Annotated in this window: 18 protein-coding genes; 6 read left to right on the top strand and 12 right to left on the bottom strand. The window is 64.2% G+C overall.

Going from position 1 to position 18907, the window contains the following annotated elements:
* Positions 1-8 precede the first annotated feature (8 nt).
* The 8 genes from ACHMW6_RS21485 to ACHMW6_RS21520 form a co-directional block, all read right to left on the bottom strand.
* Positions 9-2135, bottom strand: a complete 2127-nt coding sequence (locus ACHMW6_RS21485; protein ID WP_395399745.1) for a hypothetical protein — start codon at positions 2133-2135, stop codon at positions 9-11.
* Between the two features lie 64 nt (positions 2136-2199).
* Positions 2200-5109 carry a TonB-dependent receptor domain-containing protein gene (locus ACHMW6_RS21490; protein ID WP_395399747.1) on the bottom strand — a complete coding sequence of 970 codons (2910 nt, stop codon included), beginning with the start codon at positions 5107-5109 and terminating at the stop codon, positions 2200-2202.
* A 460-nt stretch (positions 5110-5569) separates the two neighbouring features.
* The gene (locus ACHMW6_RS21495; RefSeq protein ID WP_395399749.1) at positions 5570-5761 is read right to left on the bottom strand and encodes a hypothetical protein; all 192 of its coding nucleotides are present in this window, start codon (positions 5759-5761) and stop codon (positions 5570-5572) included.
* A gap of 9 nt (positions 5762-5770) precedes the next feature.
* On the bottom strand, positions 5771-6493 hold the full coding sequence (locus ACHMW6_RS21500) for a GGDEF domain-containing protein (protein WP_395408683.1): 723 nt from the start codon (positions 6491-6493) through the stop codon (positions 5771-5773).
* Positions 6493-6873 (bottom strand): DUF1987 domain-containing protein, encoded by a 381-nt coding sequence (locus ACHMW6_RS21505; protein WP_395399750.1) that lies wholly within the window; start codon positions 6871-6873, stop codon positions 6493-6495. The genes ACHMW6_RS21500 and ACHMW6_RS21505 overlap by 1 nt, the downstream gene beginning before the upstream one ends.
* 3 nt (positions 6874-6876) lie before the next feature.
* Positions 6877-7434, bottom strand: a complete 558-nt coding sequence (locus ACHMW6_RS21510; RefSeq protein ID WP_395399752.1) for a SiaB family protein kinase — start codon at positions 7432-7434, stop codon at positions 6877-6879.
* An 11-nt stretch (positions 7435-7445) separates the two neighbouring features.
* A complete protein-coding gene (locus ACHMW6_RS21515) occupies positions 7446-8675 on the bottom strand; it encodes a SpoIIE family protein phosphatase (RefSeq protein WP_395399754.1) in 1230 nt (409 codons plus the stop codon).
* Positions 8676-8760: 85 nt separating this feature from the next.
* Positions 8761-11412, bottom strand: coding sequence for an EAL domain-containing protein (locus ACHMW6_RS21520; protein ID WP_395399756.1), 2652 nt, complete (start codon positions 11410-11412; stop codon positions 8761-8763).
* A gap of 84 nt (positions 11413-11496) precedes the next feature.
* Between ACHMW6_RS21520 and ACHMW6_RS21525 the strand changes: the two genes are divergently transcribed.
* Positions 11497-12261: an outer envelope protein gene (locus ACHMW6_RS21525; protein WP_395399758.1), complete on the top strand. Its 765-nt coding sequence runs from the start codon at positions 11497-11499 to the stop codon at positions 12259-12261.
* On the opposite strand, the gene ACHMW6_RS21530 is transcribed toward ACHMW6_RS21525, so the two are convergent.
* Together ACHMW6_RS21530 and ACHMW6_RS21535 are read right to left on the bottom strand one after the other, a co-directional pair.
* Complete coding sequence (locus ACHMW6_RS21530) at positions 12252-12458, bottom strand: hypothetical protein (protein WP_395399760.1); 207 nt, start codon at positions 12456-12458, stop codon at positions 12252-12254. The two genes, ACHMW6_RS21525 and ACHMW6_RS21530, sit on opposite strands and share 10 nt — an antisense overlap.
* A complete protein-coding gene (locus ACHMW6_RS21535) occupies positions 12455-12853 on the bottom strand; it encodes a tautomerase family protein (protein ID WP_395399762.1) in 399 nt (132 codons plus the stop codon). The genes ACHMW6_RS21530 and ACHMW6_RS21535 overlap by 4 nt, the downstream gene beginning before the upstream one ends.
* Positions 12854-12953: 100 nt before the next feature.
* Between ACHMW6_RS21535 and ACHMW6_RS21540 the strand changes: the two genes are divergently transcribed.
* On the top strand, positions 12954-13841 hold the full coding sequence (locus ACHMW6_RS21540) for a LysR substrate-binding domain-containing protein (RefSeq protein WP_395399764.1): 888 nt from the start codon (positions 12954-12956) through the stop codon (positions 13839-13841).
* Here ACHMW6_RS21540 and ACHMW6_RS21545 read toward each other — a convergent pair.
* Together ACHMW6_RS21545 and ACHMW6_RS21550 are read right to left on the bottom strand one after the other, a co-directional pair.
* Positions 13828-15102, bottom strand: a complete 1275-nt coding sequence (locus ACHMW6_RS21545; RefSeq protein WP_395399766.1) for an NAD(P)/FAD-dependent oxidoreductase — start codon at positions 15100-15102, stop codon at positions 13828-13830. The genes ACHMW6_RS21540 and ACHMW6_RS21545 overlap by 14 nt on opposite strands.
* Before the next feature lie 25 nt (positions 15103-15127).
* Positions 15128-15424 (bottom strand): hypothetical protein, encoded by a 297-nt coding sequence (locus tag ACHMW6_RS21550; protein WP_395399768.1) that lies wholly within the window; start codon positions 15422-15424, stop codon positions 15128-15130.
* Between the two features lie 213 nt (positions 15425-15637).
* On the opposite strand from ACHMW6_RS21550, the gene ACHMW6_RS21555 reads away from it, so the two are divergent.
* The 4 genes from ACHMW6_RS21555 to ACHMW6_RS21570 all read left to right on the top strand — a co-directional run bounded on the left by ACHMW6_RS21555 (position 15638) and on the right by ACHMW6_RS21570 (position 18839).
* Positions 15638-16474: a LysR substrate-binding domain-containing protein gene (locus ACHMW6_RS21555; protein WP_395399770.1), complete on the top strand. Its 837-nt coding sequence runs from the start codon at positions 15638-15640 to the stop codon at positions 16472-16474.
* A 17-nt stretch (positions 16475-16491) separates the two neighbouring features.
* Complete coding sequence (locus ACHMW6_RS21560; protein WP_395399772.1) at positions 16492-17376, top strand: bestrophin family protein; 885 nt, start codon at positions 16492-16494, stop codon at positions 17374-17376.
* 179 nt (positions 17377-17555) lie between these two features.
* Entirely contained in the window at positions 17556-18581 is a 1026-nt protein-coding gene (gene moaA, locus ACHMW6_RS21565; RefSeq protein ID WP_395399774.1) for a GTP 3',8-cyclase MoaA, read from the top strand.
* Positions 18582-18839: a MoaD/ThiS family protein gene (locus ACHMW6_RS21570; protein WP_395399776.1), complete on the top strand. Its 258-nt coding sequence runs from the start codon at positions 18582-18584 to the stop codon at positions 18837-18839.
* Positions 18840-18907 lie beyond the last annotated feature (68 nt).

Here is an 18907-nt window from a genome sequence, read left to right on the forward strand (position 1 = left end):
GGTGGCTCTCATGGCAGTCGTTTGAAGCCTTCGGCGCGCACGGTCCAGCGGCCGTCGGAGGGGAAGCCGGGTGCGGGCCGGTTGGGGGCGCCGTCCCAGCCGCCGGCCATCAGCGCGACGGCGGCGAGCAGCGCGCCGTTACCGGGCAGGTAGACGGGCAGGCCCTTGTTGGGATTATGGCCGGCGGCCGTGTAGCCATTATTCGGCCCATCGGACTTGAGCAGCACGTCGACAGCCTTCTGCGTTTCGCCCAGGCGCGCGGCGGTCATGGCAATCATCGGGTAGTCCCAGCCCCAGATCTTGGTAGCCCAGTCCCAGTTGGCAAGCACCGCGTCCAGCGTGCGGCGCATGATGGCGGGATCGACGCCGTCACCCGGCAGTTGTCCGAGCGCCATCAGGAAGGATGGGTGGTCGTGGCGGCTGTCGACGTTGTCCCAGGTGTCGGGGTGCGATTCCAGGGCGACGTATTTGCCGTCCTTCTGCGGCAGCGCTGAGAGATGCATGCGGCGATCTTCCCACTCGGGATTGCGCGCCATGCCCAGGCGTTCGCGCCAGCGCTGGGCGGTTTCCAGGCCCCAGGCCCAATAGCTCAATTCATACGCGGGGTTCATGCTGGTGGACTGGTCGTAGATTTCCTGTGCGATCCATAGGGGCGGACCAAGCACGTAGCGCTTGCCGTCGGCGTCCCAGTGCAGCATGGACGACATGGCATCCGTCGTTTCGAATACCAGCTCGCGGTAGCGCTCGAGCGTGGCGGGCGACGGGTCGGCGCGGTACATCAGCTCCGCAAGATGGATGACGTGCGGCTGGTTCCAAACGATGAGCGGGTTACCGCCCGGGCTCTCCCTGCCCTCAGGGCCTGTCATCTTCATCCAACGGGCGCCTTTCAGGCCGCGCTCTTCCGCCACGGCTCGGGCGGATGGCAGGATGCGCTGGTACCAGCTCAGCGTGCGCGCCGTGTATTGCGGGCGTCCCCACAGGGCGAAATGGGCGGTGTGCCACCAGACCATTTCCGTGTGGTGCTTGCCGTACCAGGTGGCGGTGGTCAGGCCGCTTTCCTGGGCGGGGATGGTGTCGCCCAGTTGCAGCGCTGTCAGGTATTGGGATAGCACGACGCGGCGTTCGAGTTCCTTCGCGCGCGGGTCGGTGCTGCCTCTGAAGTCTACGGCGGCGCCGGATTGCCAGTAGGCGCGCCAGTGCTTGTCACTGTTGGAGAAGACTGCTTCGGCGTTTTGTACAGGGGCGCGGGCGTTTTCCGCGAAGGCTAGCGTGAGGTCCAGCGTGTCGCCTTTGGCGGGCAGGATTTCGAAGGTGTGGTCGCTGGTGCGGCTGATTTTTATTGGCGCGGCGGCGGACAGGGTCATGAAGTAACGGCTGGCGTCGCGGCGGTGTTCGATGACCAGCGTTCGCGCGGTCTGGTCAAGGATGGTGGTGCTGTGGGCGTCGGGCTGCGACCAGTCGCGGGGTGGGTTGTGGCGGACGCCTAAGTCGTAGCCCAATGGGAGGGCGATGCGGACGGCCAGTTTGCCTGCAGCCAGTGCGCTTGATTTGATGCGGAGCGCCAGTGTGTCGCTGTCGGGGCTTGCGGCGCTGGTGACGATGACCGGATGGCCGAGCAGCGCGGTGCGGCTGGTCAGGCGGCCGGACCAGAGGTCGAGGCGCTGGTCTACGGCGGTGATGTCGGCCAGCGTCAGCGGGCGCCCGGCGGGCGCGGGAATGACGAAGCCGATCTGCGGCAGCGGCTGGGTGTGGGGGTTCTGGCGCAGCCACTGGCCGGCTGGGGAATTCTGTTGCGTGGCGTAGCCAAGGGTGCGGCCATAGGCGGTGTAGTCGCGGTTGGCGTCGGACAACTTGTAGCGGTTCGGGTTGGCGTTGCTGTGCCACGACCAGCGCGCCTGGGTTTCGACTGGCGTGCCGGTTTTCCAGTAGTGGTCCGGCAGCGACTGCAGGCCGGTGACGTCGGCGGTGAAGGCGAAGCGGCCATTGCCTACGCTGAGCGGCGCCATTGTGTCGATGGCCGTAAGGTGGGGATTGTGGCGAGTGACCAGCGCGCGGCGGTCGATGTCAGCAGCGGCAGCGGCAAAGCTGGCGGACAGGGCAAACACTGAGACACAAACGAGCAGGCGTAGCGTCATAGGGCGCTCAGAGGAAGATGCCGCGGACCCGGCAAACCGGGCCCGCGGCGAAGGGACACAAGTCTTAGAACTTGTATTCCACGGAGAGGCGATAAACGCGACCGAGCATATCGGCCAGGCTGGTGACGTAACCACCGCTGTAGATGGTGTTGGCGGTCAGCGGCGGCCATTCCTGCGTGATGTTATTCACGCCGAACGAGACCACGGTGTTCTTGATGCCGCTGTAACGCACGTTCACGTTGAACTGGCTGTATGCATCCACCTTGGTGTAGGTCGAGCCGGCGCGCGGGGTCAGGTCGGTCAGGCCAGTGTTATAGCGCTGCGACAGCGTGCCCTTCCAGTCGCCGTAGCCGTAGGTCAGCGACGCAGTGTGCTTCCAGCGCGGGTTAATCTGCGGCATGCCTGCCAGGCCGGAGTTCGGACCTGCGCCACCATAACGGCCATCGTTGGTGATGATGCCGACGTTCGACAGCCATGCACCATCCTTCTCGGACTGGAACTCATATTTGTGATACCAGGTGCCGTCCAGCTGCGCATCGAAAGTACCCCAGCTGGTTTTCGGGAAGCGGTAGCTTGCCGACACGTCAGCACCGCGGATGCGGGTCTGCCCGCGGTTCGCCTGGCTGGCCACAATGTGATCGATGGTGCCGTCGGCCTTGCGCACGAAGAATTCGGCGTACTTGGCCGGATTCTGCTGCACTTCCGCGATGGTTACGGCGCCCAGCACGTCGCGCAGCTTGATGCCCCAGTAGTCGACGGTGATCGACAGATCCTTCACCGGCTCCAGAGCGAAGCCGAAGGAGAAGCCGCGCGATTTTTCCGGCTTCAGGAAGGAGTTGTTCGGCGACTTGGTCCAGTAGGCGGTTTCCACGTTGCAGACCTGGTCCGCGGTGAACGGCGCCTTTGGCGTACCGGTGCCGGCAACGGTCGGCTGCGAGCTTGGGCACAGCACCGGATCGTCCATCACCTGGGTACGCACTTCCGGCGTCGGGTTCTGGATATCGATGATGGACGGCGCACGGAAGCCGGTCGATACGGAGCCGCGCAGCACCAGCGGCTGGATCGGCTGGTAACGCAAGGCCAGCTTCGGATTGACGGTGGTCTGCTTCAGGTCATCGTAGTGGTCGGCACGCACGGCGCCGTTGACGAGGAACTTGTCGGTGATCGGAGCATCGACCTCGAACATCAGCGAAGTAATCTGGCGCTTGATCTTCTTGCCTACGCCCTGCGGGGTTTCGCCCACCAGGTCGGACTGCACCACGTTGCCGGCCTTGTCGATGTTGTAGGAACCATCGGCCTTCTTCAGCACATAGTCCAGCGGAGCGTCGAAAGTACGTGCAGAGTCTTCACGCGCTTCGGCGGACACTGCCAGCATCACGTCGCCGCCCGGCAGTTCCCACACCTTGCGGGTTACGGTGGCATCGACGCTCTTGTTGTAGGCCTTGTTCAGGCGGTAGGTATAGTCCAGCGCCTGCGCATTCTTCAGGTATTCCGTGCCGGCGGCGTCCTGCAGGCCGAATGGATTCAGGATGCCCTGGTCGAAGCCCTGCTGGATCTTGGAGTACAGCACATAGCCTTCGCCAGCGCGGGTATCGCGCTTGGACTGGCCGTAGTTCAGGCCCACGCGGTAATCCCAGCCCAGCACCTCGCCTTCCGCGGACAGCACGATACGGTCGTTGGTCTGTTCATCGTTACGGTAGGCCGGGCCCAGTTCAGCAGGACCCCATTGGAAGTAGATGCTGCGGTTGTTCATGTTCAGATTGCTGACCGTGCCCGGAGTCTTGGCCTGGTCGATGAACATGGTTGGCGTGTTGCTGCCGGTATTGCTGCCCACCACCTGCACGGCCGGGGTGATGCCATTGCCCGGATAGTACTTGTTGGTCGGGGACAGCGAATACGTGGTGAACGGATTAGTGGAACCCGGAACTTGCATGCCGCGGTACTTCTGCACGGTGAAGTTCGCGTGCAGCAGGTCCAGGTCGATCTTGTGGCCGCCCGGCAGATTCAGGCTGGCGCGGCTGCTGACGGTGGTGATGTCGCTGCCGTCGGTAACAGCGGTCCAGTACAGCGGATTGCGTGCGCAGCCCGGCGCATAGGTTGGCGTTGCGGCGGTACTGTTATTGCCCAGGGTCGCCATCGAGTAAGGCGCGACGCAACCGGAGGCGAAGGTCGGGTTGTAGTTGGTGTTGGCAGCGCGGGTGAAGCCGAAGTTGGCGATCGGCGAAGCATTGCGCGCGTCCGGCGTGATGCCCAGGCCCAGCGTGCGCAGGATGGCCGGGTCATGCTGCTCCGGACGGTCCTTCTGGAACAGCGCATTCTTTTCCTGGTGGTCGACCGCAATGTAGGCGTTCCAGCCGTCGGAGCTCAGGTTACCGAAACCGGCGATGGCGCCAATGCTCTTGGTGGTGCCGCCGCCGCTCATTTCCGGCGTGGCGTATTCGCCCTTGATATTGAAGCCCTTGAAGCCGCGCTTGGTCAGGTAGTTTTGCACACCGCCGATCGCGTCCGCACCGTAGGTCGATGCCGCGCCGCCGTTCAGGGTTTCAACGCGGTCCAGCGCCATGCGCGGAATCACGTTCACGGACACATACTGGTCCTGCAGCGGCTCGTTCGCCAGGCGGCGGCCGTTCAGCAGGGTCAGCGTACGCATCGGGCCAAGGCCGCGCAGGTTGGTGATCGGACCGGCAGCGCCGGAGTTGGTGCCCAGGGACAGCGATTGCGGCTGCTCCAGCACGAAGTCCTTCAGTTCAACGTTACCGCGGGCTTCCAGGTCGGACGCCTTGGTGGTAACGAGAGGGGTTGCGCCTTCGTCAGCTACGCGGCGAATCAGCGAGCCCGTCACCACCACTGCCTGGACCGGCTCAGCCTTGGTCTCGGTCTGGGCGTGTGCCTGGCCGGCCATTTGCAGGACGGCGGCAGCGACGGCAGACGCCAGCGCAGCACGTTGGAAATCGGGTCGGCGTGCAGAATTCATTTGTCTCCTCCGGTTGACGATCGAATTGGCTCGATCACTTATTTTCTCTGGTACAGCCAAATACTAAACTGGCCGGACCACTTTGAACAAGCGAAAATTACAACTCTCGGTCTGGCCGGACCAGATCCAATCAATTCGTTGCGTTTTTGCACCACCCAATCGGAGTCGCGTGTAGCAGTTGCTGTGCCGCAGGTGTGTCAAACCTGCACCCGGTCGAATCACCTGGCCTTACCACCTTCCGTGGTTTTGCAGTGATGCGAACTGAACATGCCCCGCTTTAACGAGGATGTACGGCGTTCCGCAACGCCATGCTCCCCCTCTTGCGGCGAGCAAGTGGCCGGCCCAGTGCGGCCGAATCAAGCGCGCTATCGCCGCCTGGTCAGGCCAGACGATGCGCGGACGAGTTCGTGTCCGAATGTCGATCTGACCCCGGTCTAGACCCCGGTCAGGGAACGCCGCCTCAGGCGGTGTGGGTGGTGGGGTGCAGTGCGGCGGAGATCAGGTCGGCGCCGACGCCGGCGGACTTCATGTATTCGACGGCGGCGCGGGTGCCGATCGATTCCTGCAGGGCCTGGGCCTTGCAGACGATGGCTTCGCTGTCCTGCTCGGGGAAGACAGGGACGAAGCGGGTGTATTTGACGGGCGGGTTCATGGTGAGTCCTTAATCAGACAGGCACACGCAGTTGCGGCCACTGCGCTTGGCGCGGTACAGGGCCTGGTCGGCGCGGCTGTAGGCTTGCTCGAAGGTGCTGCCGCGCGCATTCCAGCTGACGCCAACGCTGGCCGTAACGGGGCGGAAGATAGGCGCGGGGTGAAGCTGGGCTTCGATCGCGGCGCGGATGAGTTCGGCCAGCAGGCGGCCTTCGGTGGCGGTCAGCCCGGACCACACGACGGAAAACTCTTCGCCCCCTACCCTGCCGATGGCCGCGCCATCGCCCAGCAGCTCGCTCAGGCAGCACACCACGGTCTGGATCACGGCGTCGCCGGCCGGGTGGCCGAAGGTGTCGTTGACTTGCTTGAAGTGGTCGATGTCCAGCACGATCAGCACCACGTCTTCCTGCATCAGCAGTTCGCTGGCGTGTTCGATCACCGCGGCGCGGTTCAGGGCGCCCGTGAGCGGATCGTGGCTTGCGCGGTACTCCAGCTGGCTGGCCAGCTCCTGCAGGCGCAGGTTCAGCAGATTCATATTGCGTTCGGCGCGGTCGCTGCGCTGCACCAGACGGCGCGTTTCGCGCAGCAGCCTTTCGTAATGCAGCAGCAGCTCGCCCAGCGCCTGCTGCGCATCGCCGTTGCCGGCATGCGCGGCGCGTGCGGCATCCAGCGCGGCCTGCTCACTGGCGAACAGGTCCGGCGCGTCAGACGCCACGGCGCTTACAGCTCTCATCATATGGGCCGGTCGTTGAATTGCAGCGCGGGGAAATCGTCACGCAGCTCTTCGCCGAATTCCTGGATGGTGTCGTCTTCCTCGTCGCGATACCAGTTCAGTTCAACCGAGTTGCCGGCCTGCGCGGCATCGTTCAGCGCTTCGAACAGGGAGAACAGCATCTTGGTGCTGGAGCTGTTGAAATAGGCCAGGGAGACGTTGACGGTGATGTCGGCGTCATTGCACTCGGCCAAGTAGGCACGCAGGCGCTCGATGACCGGGCCATAGAAGGCGGCCGCGTTTTCGGGATAGGACTCGCCCTTGAGCGACAGCGTGTTCTCTGCAAAGCGGAAGTCGACTTCCGGGGAGGCTGGCGAGGCGGCGATGAACAGGGATTCCATGGTTCAGATGATCGCTTTGATGCAAAAGATGGTGGTGTCCGGGTCGTTGGGCGCCGGGACAAATTCAAATTCCAGTGGCTCGCTGGCTTCGCGCGCCATCGTCAGGAAGCCCAGGCCTGCGCCTTTGCTGTCCTCGGGCGCGGGATCGCGCAGCGCCTTCTTGTAGGCGCTCTTGATTTCATCGACCGTCATCGTGCGCAGGGGCTCCAGGCGCGCCCGGATCGATTCAACCTTTTCCGTCCGCACCGGATTGGCACTGAGCAGGAAGAAGTGGTCTTCGCGGTTGCCGATGCAGAAGGAGCCGCGGCGCATCTGGTGCTCGCGCTCCGCCGGCGGCGTCAGCGCCTCGGACGAGTAGTGCATGATGTTCTGCGACATTTCCACGAAAGCCGAGAAAATGCGGCGGCGCGTCGGCCCCGCGGCGCCGGCCGTATCCAGGCGGGCGCGGATGGTTTCGGAGATCGCGGCGACAACGTGCTGGGAGAAATACCCAGTGTAAAAGAAAATAACGTGGCGCTTTTGCGCCACCTGCCAGAAATCTTCGAACTCTTCGTACAACAAGGGAATGCTCCTCATGGGCGGAAACAGAAGAACGTGAGGTCGTCGCGGCGCGGCTGTTCGCCCTGCCAGTCGCGCAAGTCGTTGAGCAAGCCTTCGGAGGCGACAGCGGCGGACTCGGTGCGGCGCGCCAGCAATTGTTCGCGCACGCGCCGCTTGCCGTAGGCGATGGCCTTGGGGCCGCCGATCTGGTCGGTCAGGCCGTCGGTGGTCACGAAGACCATGCTGCCCGGGGCCAGCTGGATCGTGTGGTTGGGCCAGACCTGCTGCGCCGGCGTATCGACGTAACCGAGGCCCGCGCGCTCGCCTTCCCAGATGCTGGAGACTTCCTGCTCCGGCGTGAATACCTGCAGCGCCAGCCGCGCGCCCGCATAACTGAGGCGGCGCTCGGCGCGGTCATACCAGAGGAAGGCAGCATCGAGGCCATCGTCCGATTCCGCCATCGAGCGGCGTTCCTCGGTCTGGCCCAGCATGGCTTTCACGCCGCGGCTCGTTTCAGTCATCAAAGCGCCCGGATCTTTCGGGCCCATCTGCTGCAAGGCCTGGGTCAGCACGGACGATGCGATCAGGGTCATGAAGGCGCCCGGCACGCCGTGGCCGGTACAGTCGGCAATGGCGGCGAACCACCCTTCCGGGTGCTCCTGCACCAGGAAGAAGTCGCCGCCGACCATATCGCGCGGCTGCCATTCAAGGTGGGCGTCCGTCATCGCGGTGGCAATGGCTTCGCGCGAGCTGCGCAGCAGCGAACGCTGGATCACGCTCGCATATTCGATGCTGTGCATGATCTGGCGGTTGCGCTCGGCCTGCATATTGGCGACCACGTTCATCAGCTGCAGGCCGAAACCTACGCCGGCCAGTTCGCCGCCGTCGCGGGTGATGATAAAACCGTCGGCCAGCGCTTTCTCCCCGGATTCCACGGCGCGGAAAGTCAGGGATTCGATGCTCAGCTCCGCATCGACGATCAGCGGGTCCTTGTCCATGAAGGCGATGCAGCTCTTCTTGCCGTACAGCTCGTGGTAGTAAGGCTTGGACATCTGCGACATGAAGATGTTGCGGCTGATAAGCCCGATCGGCCTGCCCTCTTCCAGCACGGGCAGGCTCATCAGGTCACGTCGTTCAGTAAATAATTCGTGCACAGCGCTGTTGCTGGTGTCCGAAGGCACGGCGACCGTCGCCACGCACAGGTCGGCGGCAGTCGATTGGCGGAAGCGCGGCAGGTGGCGGCGGGAAGCGTCGAAGTCCACGGCAGGGGATCAGAGTTAACTGGCGAGCGTCATCATATCTCTCGTATGTGACGAGAAGATGACGAGAAGTAAATTGAGTTTCCGTTCAGCCAATATCAGCCAGCACAGGCAATTCCGTGGTCGCCAGGCGCAGGGCCATGTCCGCCGCGGGTTCCGGCCGTCCCACGTGGTAGCCCTGGGCTTCGTTGCAGCCCAGTTCCTTCAGCAAGGACAGCTGTTGTGCCGTCTCCACACCTTCCGCCACGACCACCATGCCCAGCGCACGCGCCATTGAAATGATGGCCTGGAAGAAAACCTTACCCTCGGATGAACGTTCCAGCTCGCTGGTGAAAGCCTTGTCCACCTTCAGGCCGTCCAGGCGCAGCTTCTGCAGCTGGGACAGCGAGGAATAGCCGGTGCCGAAATCGTCCACATACACCCGCACGCCCAGCGAGCGGATCGCCGCCAGTTCGGCCTGCACTTCCGGCTGGTCGGCCACCATGGCGGACTCGGTGATCTCTACCTCAATCAAGTGGGCCGGAATCGCATAGCGCGCCAGTTGCAGCGCCAGTTGCGAATGGATGCTGCCATAGCTGAACTGCCGCGGCGACACATTCACCGACACCGGCACCAGCGGCAAGCCCTGCTCGCGCCATGCGGCCAGCTGGGCGCAGGCGCGCTCCATCACCAGTTCGCCGATGCGCACGATCAGGCCGCTGCTTTCGGCCAGCGGGATGAATTTGGCCAGCGGCACCATGCCCAGCTCCGGATGCTGCCAGCGCAGCAGCGCCTCCATACTGGCCAGGCGGCCCGTGGACAATTCCACGCGCGCCTGGTAGTGCAGCTGCAGCTGGTCGGAGTCGATGGCGGCGCGCAGACTGTGCTGCAACTGCGCGCGCGCCGTCAGCACCACGTACTGCACGGGGTCGAAGAAGCGGTACTTGCCCTTGTTTTCGTTCTTGCTGGAGTACATGGCGATGTCGCCGTGGCGCAGCAGGGTTTCGTGGTCCCTGCCGTCGCGCGGATAGAGCGAAATGCCAACCGAGGCGCCCACGCTGACCGTGCCGCCGTCCACCGAGAACGGGCGGGCAAACGCTGCCAGCACGCGCTCGGCCATGCCGGCCGCTTCGTCTTCGTTCGCCAACGGATCGAGCAGCACGACGAATTCGTCGCCACCCACGCGCGCCAGTTGGCTGCCCGCACGCAGCAAAGCTTCCAGGCGGCGCGCCGCGGTCTGCAGCACCAGGTCGCCGGCGGCGTGGCCCAGGGTGTCGTTGACTTGCTTGAAGTCGTCCAGGCCGATGAAGAGCAGGCCAAGCTGCGCCTGGCGGTCGGCCGCCGCGGCAATAGCGCGCGGCATGAAGCGCTGCAGCCAATGGCGGTTGGCGAGGCCGGTCAGCATGTCCTGATTGGCCATGCGTTCCAGGTCGCTTTCGTACAGCTTGCGGGCGCTCATGTCCTGCAAGGTGATGGCCAGGCTGTCGCCGACGCGGATGATGCGGCGGTAGCCCCAGCTGATGTTCATGTGGGCGCCGGGCGCCATCTGGCGCTCGTCCTCGTAGAAGCCAGACGCCATCGCGGCCTGGTAAATGGGCAGCAGCGAGCTGCCGAACACCGCCGCATCGAGTTCCGACACGCGGCGGCCAACCAGCTCGCCGCGGTTCAGGCCATAGAAAAAGGCGCCGCGCTCATTGCAGTCGGCCACTTCGAAATCGACCACTTCATCGCGACTGTTGCGGATAGCGCTGGCGAGGTAGAAACCGTCGTTGGCCTGTTCGGTGGCGGTGCGGTAGGCGAGCTGCACCTCCTCGTCACGGCGGCGCGAACGCACGCTGCGCGCGGCATGGCGCCATCCCAGCGCGCCCACGGCCAGCGCCAGCGCGGTGAACCACCAGGCCCCTTCCCTGCGCGCGGACCAGTCGGCGCGGGCCGGGGCCAGCGCTTCGTCCGCCGTCATGCCCGCCATCGCCAGCACCGGATAGGCGCTCGAATGGCGCCAGCTGAGAATGCGCTCCGCGCCGTCGTGGAAGGCCGAACCCTGGACCAGCGAAATGCCGCTGGCGCCACCGAAGTCCGGCGCCATGCTGAACAGCGATTCGCCCGCCTGTATGTGGACGCTGCCGCCGTGCTGCTCCAGGCGCAGGCCAGAGTTGTCGCCGGAGACGGCAATGAAGCCGCCGTTGCCCAGCACGCGGCGGTTGTAAAAAGACGTCAGGTAACGCGCATCCACGTAAAGGGCCAGTACGCCGGCGAAACCATCCTGCGCATCGTCCAGGCGGCGCGTGAACTGCACGAGGGGCTGGTTGGCGCGCACATTCCCGGCCGGGACATCGATGCGCAAGGCGCTCGAAATATTCTTCTGGTGGTAGCTGAACGACGAAGGCAGGTTCTCGCCGCGGCGGCTGTGGCCCGCGCTGCTCAGCAGCTTGCCTTCCCGGTCGAACACGCTCGCTTCGATGAACGCAGGGTCGGTGAACATGCCATCCCGGTACAGCGCTTCCAGTTGCAGCTTGCCGTCCGACTTTTCCCAGCTGTGCTTCAGCTGCATGGTGACCTGGTCCATCTGGGCGATGGTGCGGGTCAGGTACTGCTCATAAGCGTCGGCGTGTGCGCTGACCTCGCGCCGCGCAGCCTGTTCCGCCTGCGTCGCCACATTACTGGCGCGGCTGAACGCCAGCAGCCAGAAAGCGGCAACCGCCAGCAGCGCCAGAACGGGCCAGGCCAGGGGCCAATAGCGGTCGGAAATAAGTTTTGACATCGGGTAACAACGGCACGCAAATGTGGCGCATCATAGGCGCGCCGAATGTCAGGAACATGACATGCGGTGATATAGTGTCCAGATATGTTGACAAAAATATCTCCCTTCCTGCTTTGCGCGCTGTGCGCCGCTCCCGCCTGCGCCGCCGACTGGAGCGATACCGCACTGGGCTACCGCGTGGGCCGTCACTATGCCGAGCCCTTCAACCCCTCTTATATAGGCAAGAATATTGTCAGCCTCACCCACGTGCGGGGCGGCGCCTATGGCAGCGACTATGTGAACCTGGATGTGCTGAAGTCCGACCACGTGGACAGCCACGCCACCGAGGCCTATCTGTTGTACCGGCACACCTTCAGTCTCGGCGAGCGCTTCGGTCTGACCGCCGGCGCCGATTTCAACTGGAAGAACGATCCGGGCTATGGCTCGAAGAAGCGCATGCTGGTGCTGGGCCCCACACTGAAGGTGCCCGTGAACGGGCTGCTGAACGTGAGCATCTACGCCCTGTGGGAAAGCAACCGCCCGGTCGGCGTCACGGAGCGCTACCACTACGACACGCATCCGATGCTGAACGCCGTGTGGGCGCTGCCGGTGGAGAGCGGCTGGACCTTCGAAGGCTATATGAACTATATCGCCGCCAAGGGGCTGGACGAATTCGGCACGCAGACGTCGCCCGAGCTGAATATCGATGCGCAGCTGATGTATGACTTCAGCAACGCGGTGGGAATGAAGCCGGGGCGAGTGAAGGCCGGCTTCGAATACCAGTACTGGCGCAACAAGTTCGGCAACCCGCACCGCATACCGGGCAGCACGGCGAAAACGCCGATGCTGCGCGCGGAATATCACTTCTGAGCCAGCACCCTCCCCAGCCTTTCCAGGCCCTGGTTCAGGGTGATCAGCATCAGCGCGAAGCTGAGGATGGCCACGCCTGTGCCGGGGTCGAACACGCTGTGTGCGGCCACGGCGCCCACCAGCCCTGATGCGGCGACGACCAGCAGGGCCAGCGCCAGCACCACCAGCAGCAGCCCACGGGCTGCGAGGCCGTTCATGATTTGCTCCTGTCGGTAACATAGGACGCCAGGCCATTCCCGAACGACCAATCTTCCTTGCCGACCGGGATCAGCGAAATCATCACGTCCTCCTTGCGCAGGCCCGGCGCCTGGAACAGGTTGTTCGCAATCGCCGCGTACAACTTTTCCTTGGTCGGGATATCGCGCCAGTTGCCCGCGCTGATCTGGATGATGACGAGATCGTCGGTGCGGTGGATGCCGAAATAGTCGGCGTCATAGATGAAACTGTCCGCGTCGTGCTGGTGGATCAGCTGGAAGCGGTCGTCGGCCGGCACGTTGAAGGCATCGGCCAGCGCCTTGTGGACGCCGTCGGCGACGGCCTTGATGTATTCACGGGACTTGCCCTTGATGAGGTTGATCTGAACGAGAGGCATGATGTTTTCTCCTGCGGTTGGTTGACAACTGCATCGTAGAAGAGAACAATACTTTCGTAAATTTGAAATTTTAAAACCAATACTTCACGGAAATCGAACAATGGCTAGCCGCACCAATCTCGACATGGATGTGCTGCGCACTTTTGCCACCGCCTTTGAGCTAGGCAGCTTCGCCCGCGCCGCCGACCGGCTGGGCCGTTCGCAGTCGGCCGTCAGCACCCAGCTGCGGCGGCTGGAGGAACAGGTCGGCCAGGACCTCGTGCAAAAATCCGGGCGTGGGCTGGTGCTGACCACCGCCGGCGAAGCCATGTTCAGCTACGCCAAACGCATCCTGGACCTGAACGACGAAGCGGTGGAAACGGTGCGCGGCGGCGAAGTGGAAGGCTGGGTTCGATTCGGCATGCCGCAGGACTTTGCCGAAACCTGGCTGCCGGCTGTGCTGGCGCGCTTCACGCGCGCCCATCCGAAAGTGCGGGTGGAAGTGCGCGCCGAGCGCAACGCCCACCTGGGGGAGCAGATGCGCAAGGGCGAACTCGATCTGGCCCTCGGCTGGGGCAGCGGCGAGATCGCGCCCAATGCGGTCAAGGTCGCCGAGCTGCCGATCGTCTGGGTCGGCCGGCCGGACTGGCGCCTGGCGCCGGGAGAAAAATTGCCCTTGCTGGCTTTCGACCAGCCCTGCGAATTCCGCAGCGCGGGCATCGCCGCGCTGGATGCGGCGGGCATACCGTGGCAGCTGGTGTTTGTCAGCGCCAGCCTGGCGGGCCTGTATGCAGCGGCGGAAGCGGGACTGGGCATCACTTTGCGCACCGCCTTCGGCATGCCCAAGTCCCTGCAGGCGCTGGACCCGGCCACCTACGGCCTGCCCGCCCTGCCCCGCGTTTCCCTGTCCCTGCACCGCGCCGGCAGCGACGCCAATCCGGCGGTGCGGCGCCTCAGCGAAATCCTGCTCGATACGCTCGCCGAGGCGCTCGGCCCTACTGCCACTTGATCGGCGTGGCCGTCTTGGACAGCATCCAGCGTCCCAGCATCTGCCCCAGCATGCGCACGGTGCCGACGTTGAACATCACATAGCGCTGGTAGGACCACAGGTAGGCCAGCTTTGCCACAGCGCCGCTGACATGCACGTTGCGGCTGCCGATCGCGCGCAGCAGGATGCCCACCGTGCCGAACGGGCCGAGCGAAACCATGGCGCCATAGTCGCGGTAGCGGAAGGAGCGCATGCGCTTGCCCTCCGGCCGCAGCAGGTGGCCGGCCAGGTAGATCGCCTGCTGGCGCGCGGCCTGCGCGCTGGGCGGCACCATCGCGCGCCGTTGCGGATTGACGATATTCGAGCAGTCGCCCATCGCGAATACCTTCGCGTCGTCCATCGTTTGCAGGTGCTTGTCGACCAGGATCTGCTGGTTGCGGCTCAGGGCCAGGCCCAGATGCCCGGCCAGCGCCGCACCCTGCACGCCCGCCGCCCACACGGTGATGGCCGATGCGAAGCGGCGCCCGTCCGTCGTGTAGACGGCGTTGTCGGTCACTTCCGCGACTGCGGTATCCGTGCAGATCTCCACGCCGATCGAGGCCAGCTTGCGCGCCACTTCGGCCGACACTTCCGGATCGAGGCCCGGCAGCACACGGTTGGCGCGCTCCACGATGCGGATGCGCACGTCACGCTTGAATTCCGAGTGGCTCACACGGAAGCGCACCAGCGTTTCCACGGTGTGGCGCAAGTCCGCCGCCAGCTCGACGCCGGTGGGGCCGGCGCCGACGATGACGATGTCCAGGCTCTGGCGCGCCATGTCGGCGGACAGGCAGCGGTCCAGGAAGCGCTTGCGGAATGCCTCCGCCTGCGCCACCGTGTCCAGCGACAGGCAGTGATCGGCGGCGCCGGGCACGCCGAAGAAATTCGTCACCGCGCCGTAGGACAGCACGAGACGGTCATAGGCCAGCACAATCTCGGTCGATGCCGCATGCGGCAGGTGGCGGCGCACGGTTACCGACTGGCCGTTCCTGTCCACATTCATCACATCGCCGCACACAAACTCGAAGCCGTTATCCATCGCCTGCCGCGCATAGTCTATGTGGTGCACGGCGGGATCGATCGTCCCGGCAGCCACCGAATGCAGCAAGGGTTTCCAGAAATGAGTGGGAGCGCGATCCACCAGCACAACGCGGCCCTGGCCTTTCTTGCCGAGAGTGCGTCCCAGCCGGGTTGCCAGTTCGAGTCCCGCTACACCGCCACCAACGATAACGATAGATTGCATGCTGTCCTCCACGGGTTGGTTTGCTTTAAGGTCCGCTGATATTCAGGCGCGCGCTATGGGCTGCCTTGCGCGCCAGGGGTGAATCGGTAACGGCCAGGGCGTCTTCCGGCGCCACGTCCAGGATGCGCAGCACGGTTTCAAAGGGTGCGCTGCTGTTGAAATTGGCGCCCGCCAGCACGACCGAGAAAATGTGGTGCGCCGAATCGCCGAACATCGATTGCAGCCGCTGATCGGCTTCGCGATGGGGCAGTTCGGAGATCAGTGCGCAATGGGAACCATCGTCCTGCGCCTGCTGCAGCATGCCGGGTTTGAATGTCGCCAAATCGAAAATTACCGCCTGTGTTGCCATAACCGACTCCCTCGCCTGTAGTGATAACGATTTGACTATAGGGGAATATCCCATAAAATAAAAATAAAAAATCTCTGAACATTAATAAGGTTTGACTTATGTATCCGACGAGCTTCAAACAGCTGCAGGCCCTGGTCCAGGTGGCCCGCCACGAGAGCGTTTTCGCGCGCCGCCGAAGCACTGCACGTGACCCAGCCCGCGATCTCGCTTCACCTGAAACTGCTGGAGGAAGCGGCCGGTATGCCGCTCACGCGCAAGCAGGGACGCAACATCCAGATGACGGCGGCCGGCGAAGTCCTGGCCGGCTACGCCGAGCGCCTGCTCACGCTGTGGGAGGAAGCGGGCGACGAAATCGCGGCACTGAAAGGCGTGACCTCCGGTACCTTGCGCATCGGCGCGGTGATGACGGCGGAGCACCTGCTGCCGGCCATGCTGGTGCGCTTCACCACGGGCCGTCCGCATGTGCGCATCAAGCTGCAGGTGGGATCGCGGCCGGAAGTGATCGGCATGTTGAGCCGCAATGAGATCGACCTCGCCATCATGGGCACGCCACCGCGCGAATTCCCCACCCATGCGGCGCGTTTTGCACGCCACCCCATGGCTTTCTTCGTGGCGCCGACGCATCCACTGCTGACGAAAAAGGATCTGGCGCTGTCCGACCTGGCGGACTACAACCTGCTGGTGCGCGAGCGCGGTTCGGGCACGCGCACGGCCATCGAAAGGCTGTTCAGCACGGCGGGCCTGCCGCTGTCGATCGGCTCCGAGCTGTCCAGCAACGAGGCAATCAAGCGCATGACGGCGGCGGGGCTGGGCGTGGCCTTCCTGTCCCTGCATGCGTGTACACTGGAACTCAAGAACTGGCTGCTGACGCCCCTGCCCGTGCCGGGCATGTCGGTGCAGGCGGACTGGCACGTGATCCACAAGATCGACCGCCCGATGCCGACCGTGGCCGCCTCGTTCCAGGAATTCATCGTGCAGCACGGGCAGGAGGTGATCTCCGAGGAGCTGGAGAGCCTCGCCTGATCCTTGCGGGGAAGATCATGATCGTTCGGCCTATGCAAAACTGGTTTCGGATGCTGTTCATCTGGAATGGCTCGGTGCTGCTGTCGATCATTCCGCAGCTGATCGTGGTGGCGATACTGAGCACCATCGCAGCGTTCACGCATGGCCGGGTGTTCGGGGAAAAGATTCCTCTCAGCCCCGCGCCCTTTACGCTGTTCGGCCTCACGCTCGCCATCTTCCTCGCTTTCCGCAACAACGCCAGCTATGCGCGCTACACGGAAGCGCGGCTGCTGTGGGGTGGCATTCTGGTGTCCTCGCGCATACTGGTGTCGCAATCCCTCAGCTACCTGCCGCAGCAGATCCGCGTGGCCGACCACCTGATCGCCTTTGCCTATGTGCTGAAGCACCAGCTGCGCGGCACCGACCCTGGCGCCGATCTCGCCCGCTGCCTTGGTGCCGAGCGTGCCGCTGAATTGCGCGGCAAGCAGTACCTGGGCGCTGTCATCCTCAGCGACATCCGCACTCTCCTCGCACCCGGCCCGGATGGGGTGCGCTGGATGATGGACGCCCAGGTCAACGAACTGCAGAAATGCCTGGGCGGCTGCGAGCGGATCGCCTCCACGCCCATTCCCTTCGCCTATAGCGTGCTCCTGCACCGGACCGTCTACGCCTACTGCGCACTGCTCCCCTTCGCCCTGGTCGATTCCACGGAATTCTTCACGCCCCTGCTGTGCTTGTTCATTTCCTACACCCTGATCGCGCTGGAGGCGATCGCCAATGAAGTGGCAGAACCTTTCAGCCTCGCGCCCAATGCCCTGGCGCTGGATGCGATGACGCGCACCATCGAGCGGTCGGTCCTCGAACTGCGCGGGCGGCCGATTCCGAGCGAAATTGAGCCGGTTAAGCCGTACCAGTACACCTGAAGCGCCGCAGGCTCCCTTTAGAACCCAAGGCGTGAACCAGGTGTCTGCCACGATGTGGCAGACACCAGCTTTACGCCGTGGGTTTTTGCTAGCCGCAGCGGCACTTCAAAGCTGTATCCCTCCCCCAGCCCCCAGACTGTACTGCCCGGTCCACTGGTCCCGGGGCTAATCTGTACCCCATGAAAACCCCAGAACTCCTCGATAGCCGTGGCCGTCCGCTGAAAGACCTGCGCTTGTCAGTGATCGACCAGTGTAATTTCCGCTGCCCCTACTGCATGCCGAAGGAAAGCTACGGGCCGGATTTCCCTTTCATGACATCGTCCGAACGCCTGTCTTTCGACGAACTGGCCCGCCTGGCGCGCACTTTCGTCAGCCTCGGCGTGGAGAAAATCCGGCTCACCGGCGGCGAGCCCCTGCTGCGCAAGGACTTGCCAAGGCTGATCGAAACCTTGGCCGCCATGCGCACGCCGTCCGGCCGCGAACTGGATATTGCGCTGACCACCAACGGTTCCCTGCTGGCGCGTCAGGCGCAGTCGCTCAAGGATGCGGGACTGAAGCGCATCACGGTCAGCCTGGATGCGCTGGACGACAAGCTGGCAGGCCGCATGAACGGCGTCGATTTCCCCGTGGCGCGCGTCCTGGAAGGCATTGCGGCGGCGCAGCGCGTAGGCCTGGCGCCTGTGAAAGTGAACACGGTGATCGAGCGCGGCGTGAACGAGAGTCAGATCCTGCCGCTGGTCCACCACTTCCGCGACAGCGGCGTGCAGTTGCGCTTCATCGAATACATGGACGTCGGCGGCGCCAGCCGCTGGAATTCCGGCCAGGTGCTCACGGCGGACGCCATCCGCGCCATCGTCCAGCAGCACTACCCGCTGGTGCCGGACAGCGCGGCACGCGGCCACGACACGGCCGAAGTCTGGCACCACGCCGACGGTTCGGGCAGCGTTGGCTTCATCGCCAGCATGTCCCATCCCTTCTGCGGCGACTGCACGCGCGCCCGCGTGGCGGCGGACGGCAAGATCTATCTCTGCCTGTTCGCCATCGAAGGCACGGACCTGCGCCCCTGGCTGGGCTCCGGCCAGGAAGCGGCGCTGGCCGAGCGCGTACGCACGCTGTGGCAGGCGCGCGGCGACCGTTACTCAGAATTGCGCGGCCCAGCCGCCCGCGCGCACCGGGTTGTGCGCATGTCTTTGGTAGGAGGTTGAATGCTAGTACGAATCCGTTACTTTGCCGGCTTGCGCGAGCAGGCCGGAATGAGCACGGACCAGATTGAAATTGCCGAGCCGCGCCTGAGCGTGGCGCAGTTGCAGGAACGGCTTGCTGGGCGCAGTCCAGCGCTGGCCGAGGCCTTTGTGGCGCAGCGCCTGCTGCGCGTGTCTGTCGATTACCGCATGTGCGGTCCTGAATTCGAGCTCACCCGCGACTGCGAAGTCGCCTTCTTCCCGCCGGTCACCGGCGGTTAAAAACCCACGGCGTAAAACTGGTGTCTGCCACATCGTGGCAGACACCTGCTCTTTGCCGTGGGTTCTAA

The organism is Pseudoduganella sp. UC29_106, assembly GCF_044055365.1.
Taxonomy (GTDB): domain Bacteria; phylum Pseudomonadota; class Gammaproteobacteria; order Burkholderiales; family Burkholderiaceae_D; genus Rugamonas.

What these genes read in the sequence shown, in the direction of transcription:
- ACHMW6_RS21485 (WP_395399745.1), bottom strand. Translation starts at nt 2,135, where the DNA reads ATGACGCTACGCCTGCTCGTTTGTGTCTCAGTGTTTGCCCTGTCCGCC.
- ACHMW6_RS21490 (WP_395399747.1), bottom strand. Translation starts at nt 5,109, where the DNA reads ATGAATTCTGCACGCCGACCCGATTTCCAACGTGCTGCGCTGGCGTCT.
- ACHMW6_RS21495 (WP_395399749.1), bottom strand. Translation starts at nt 5,761, where the DNA reads ATGAACCCGCCCGTCAAATACACCCGCTTCGTCCCTGTCTTCCCCGAG.
- ACHMW6_RS21500 (WP_395408683.1), bottom strand. Translation starts at nt 6,493, where the DNA reads ATGAGAGCTGTAAGCGCCGTGGCGTCTGACGCGCCGGACCTGTTCGCC.
- ACHMW6_RS21505 (WP_395399750.1), bottom strand. Translation starts at nt 6,873, where the DNA reads ATGGAATCCCTGTTCATCGCCGCCTCGCCAGCCTCCCCGGAAGTCGAC.
- ACHMW6_RS21520 (WP_395399756.1), bottom strand. Translation starts at nt 11,412, where the DNA reads ATGTCAAAACTTATTTCCGACCGCTATTGGCCCCTGGCCTGGCCCGTT.
- ACHMW6_RS21525 (WP_395399758.1), top strand. Translation starts at nt 11,497, where the DNA reads ATGTTGACAAAAATATCTCCCTTCCTGCTTTGCGCGCTGTGCGCCGCT.
- ACHMW6_RS21530 (WP_395399760.1), bottom strand. Translation starts at nt 12,458, where the DNA reads ATGAACGGCCTCGCAGCCCGTGGGCTGCTGCTGGTGGTGCTGGCGCTG.
- ACHMW6_RS21535 (WP_395399762.1), bottom strand. Translation starts at nt 12,853, where the DNA reads ATGCCTCTCGTTCAGATCAACCTCATCAAGGGCAAGTCCCGTGAATAC.
- ACHMW6_RS21540 (WP_395399764.1), top strand. Translation starts at nt 12,954, where the DNA reads ATGGCTAGCCGCACCAATCTCGACATGGATGTGCTGCGCACTTTTGCC.
- ACHMW6_RS21545 (WP_395399766.1), bottom strand. Translation starts at nt 15,102, where the DNA reads ATGCAATCTATCGTTATCGTTGGTGGCGGTGTAGCGGGACTCGAACTG.
- ACHMW6_RS21560 (WP_395399772.1), top strand. Translation starts at nt 16,492, where the DNA reads ATGATCGTTCGGCCTATGCAAAACTGGTTTCGGATGCTGTTCATCTGG.
- moaA (WP_395399774.1), top strand. Translation starts at nt 17,556, where the DNA reads ATGAAAACCCCAGAACTCCTCGATAGCCGTGGCCGTCCGCTGAAAGAC.
- ACHMW6_RS21570 (WP_395399776.1), top strand. Translation starts at nt 18,582, where the DNA reads ATGCTAGTACGAATCCGTTACTTTGCCGGCTTGCGCGAGCAGGCCGGA.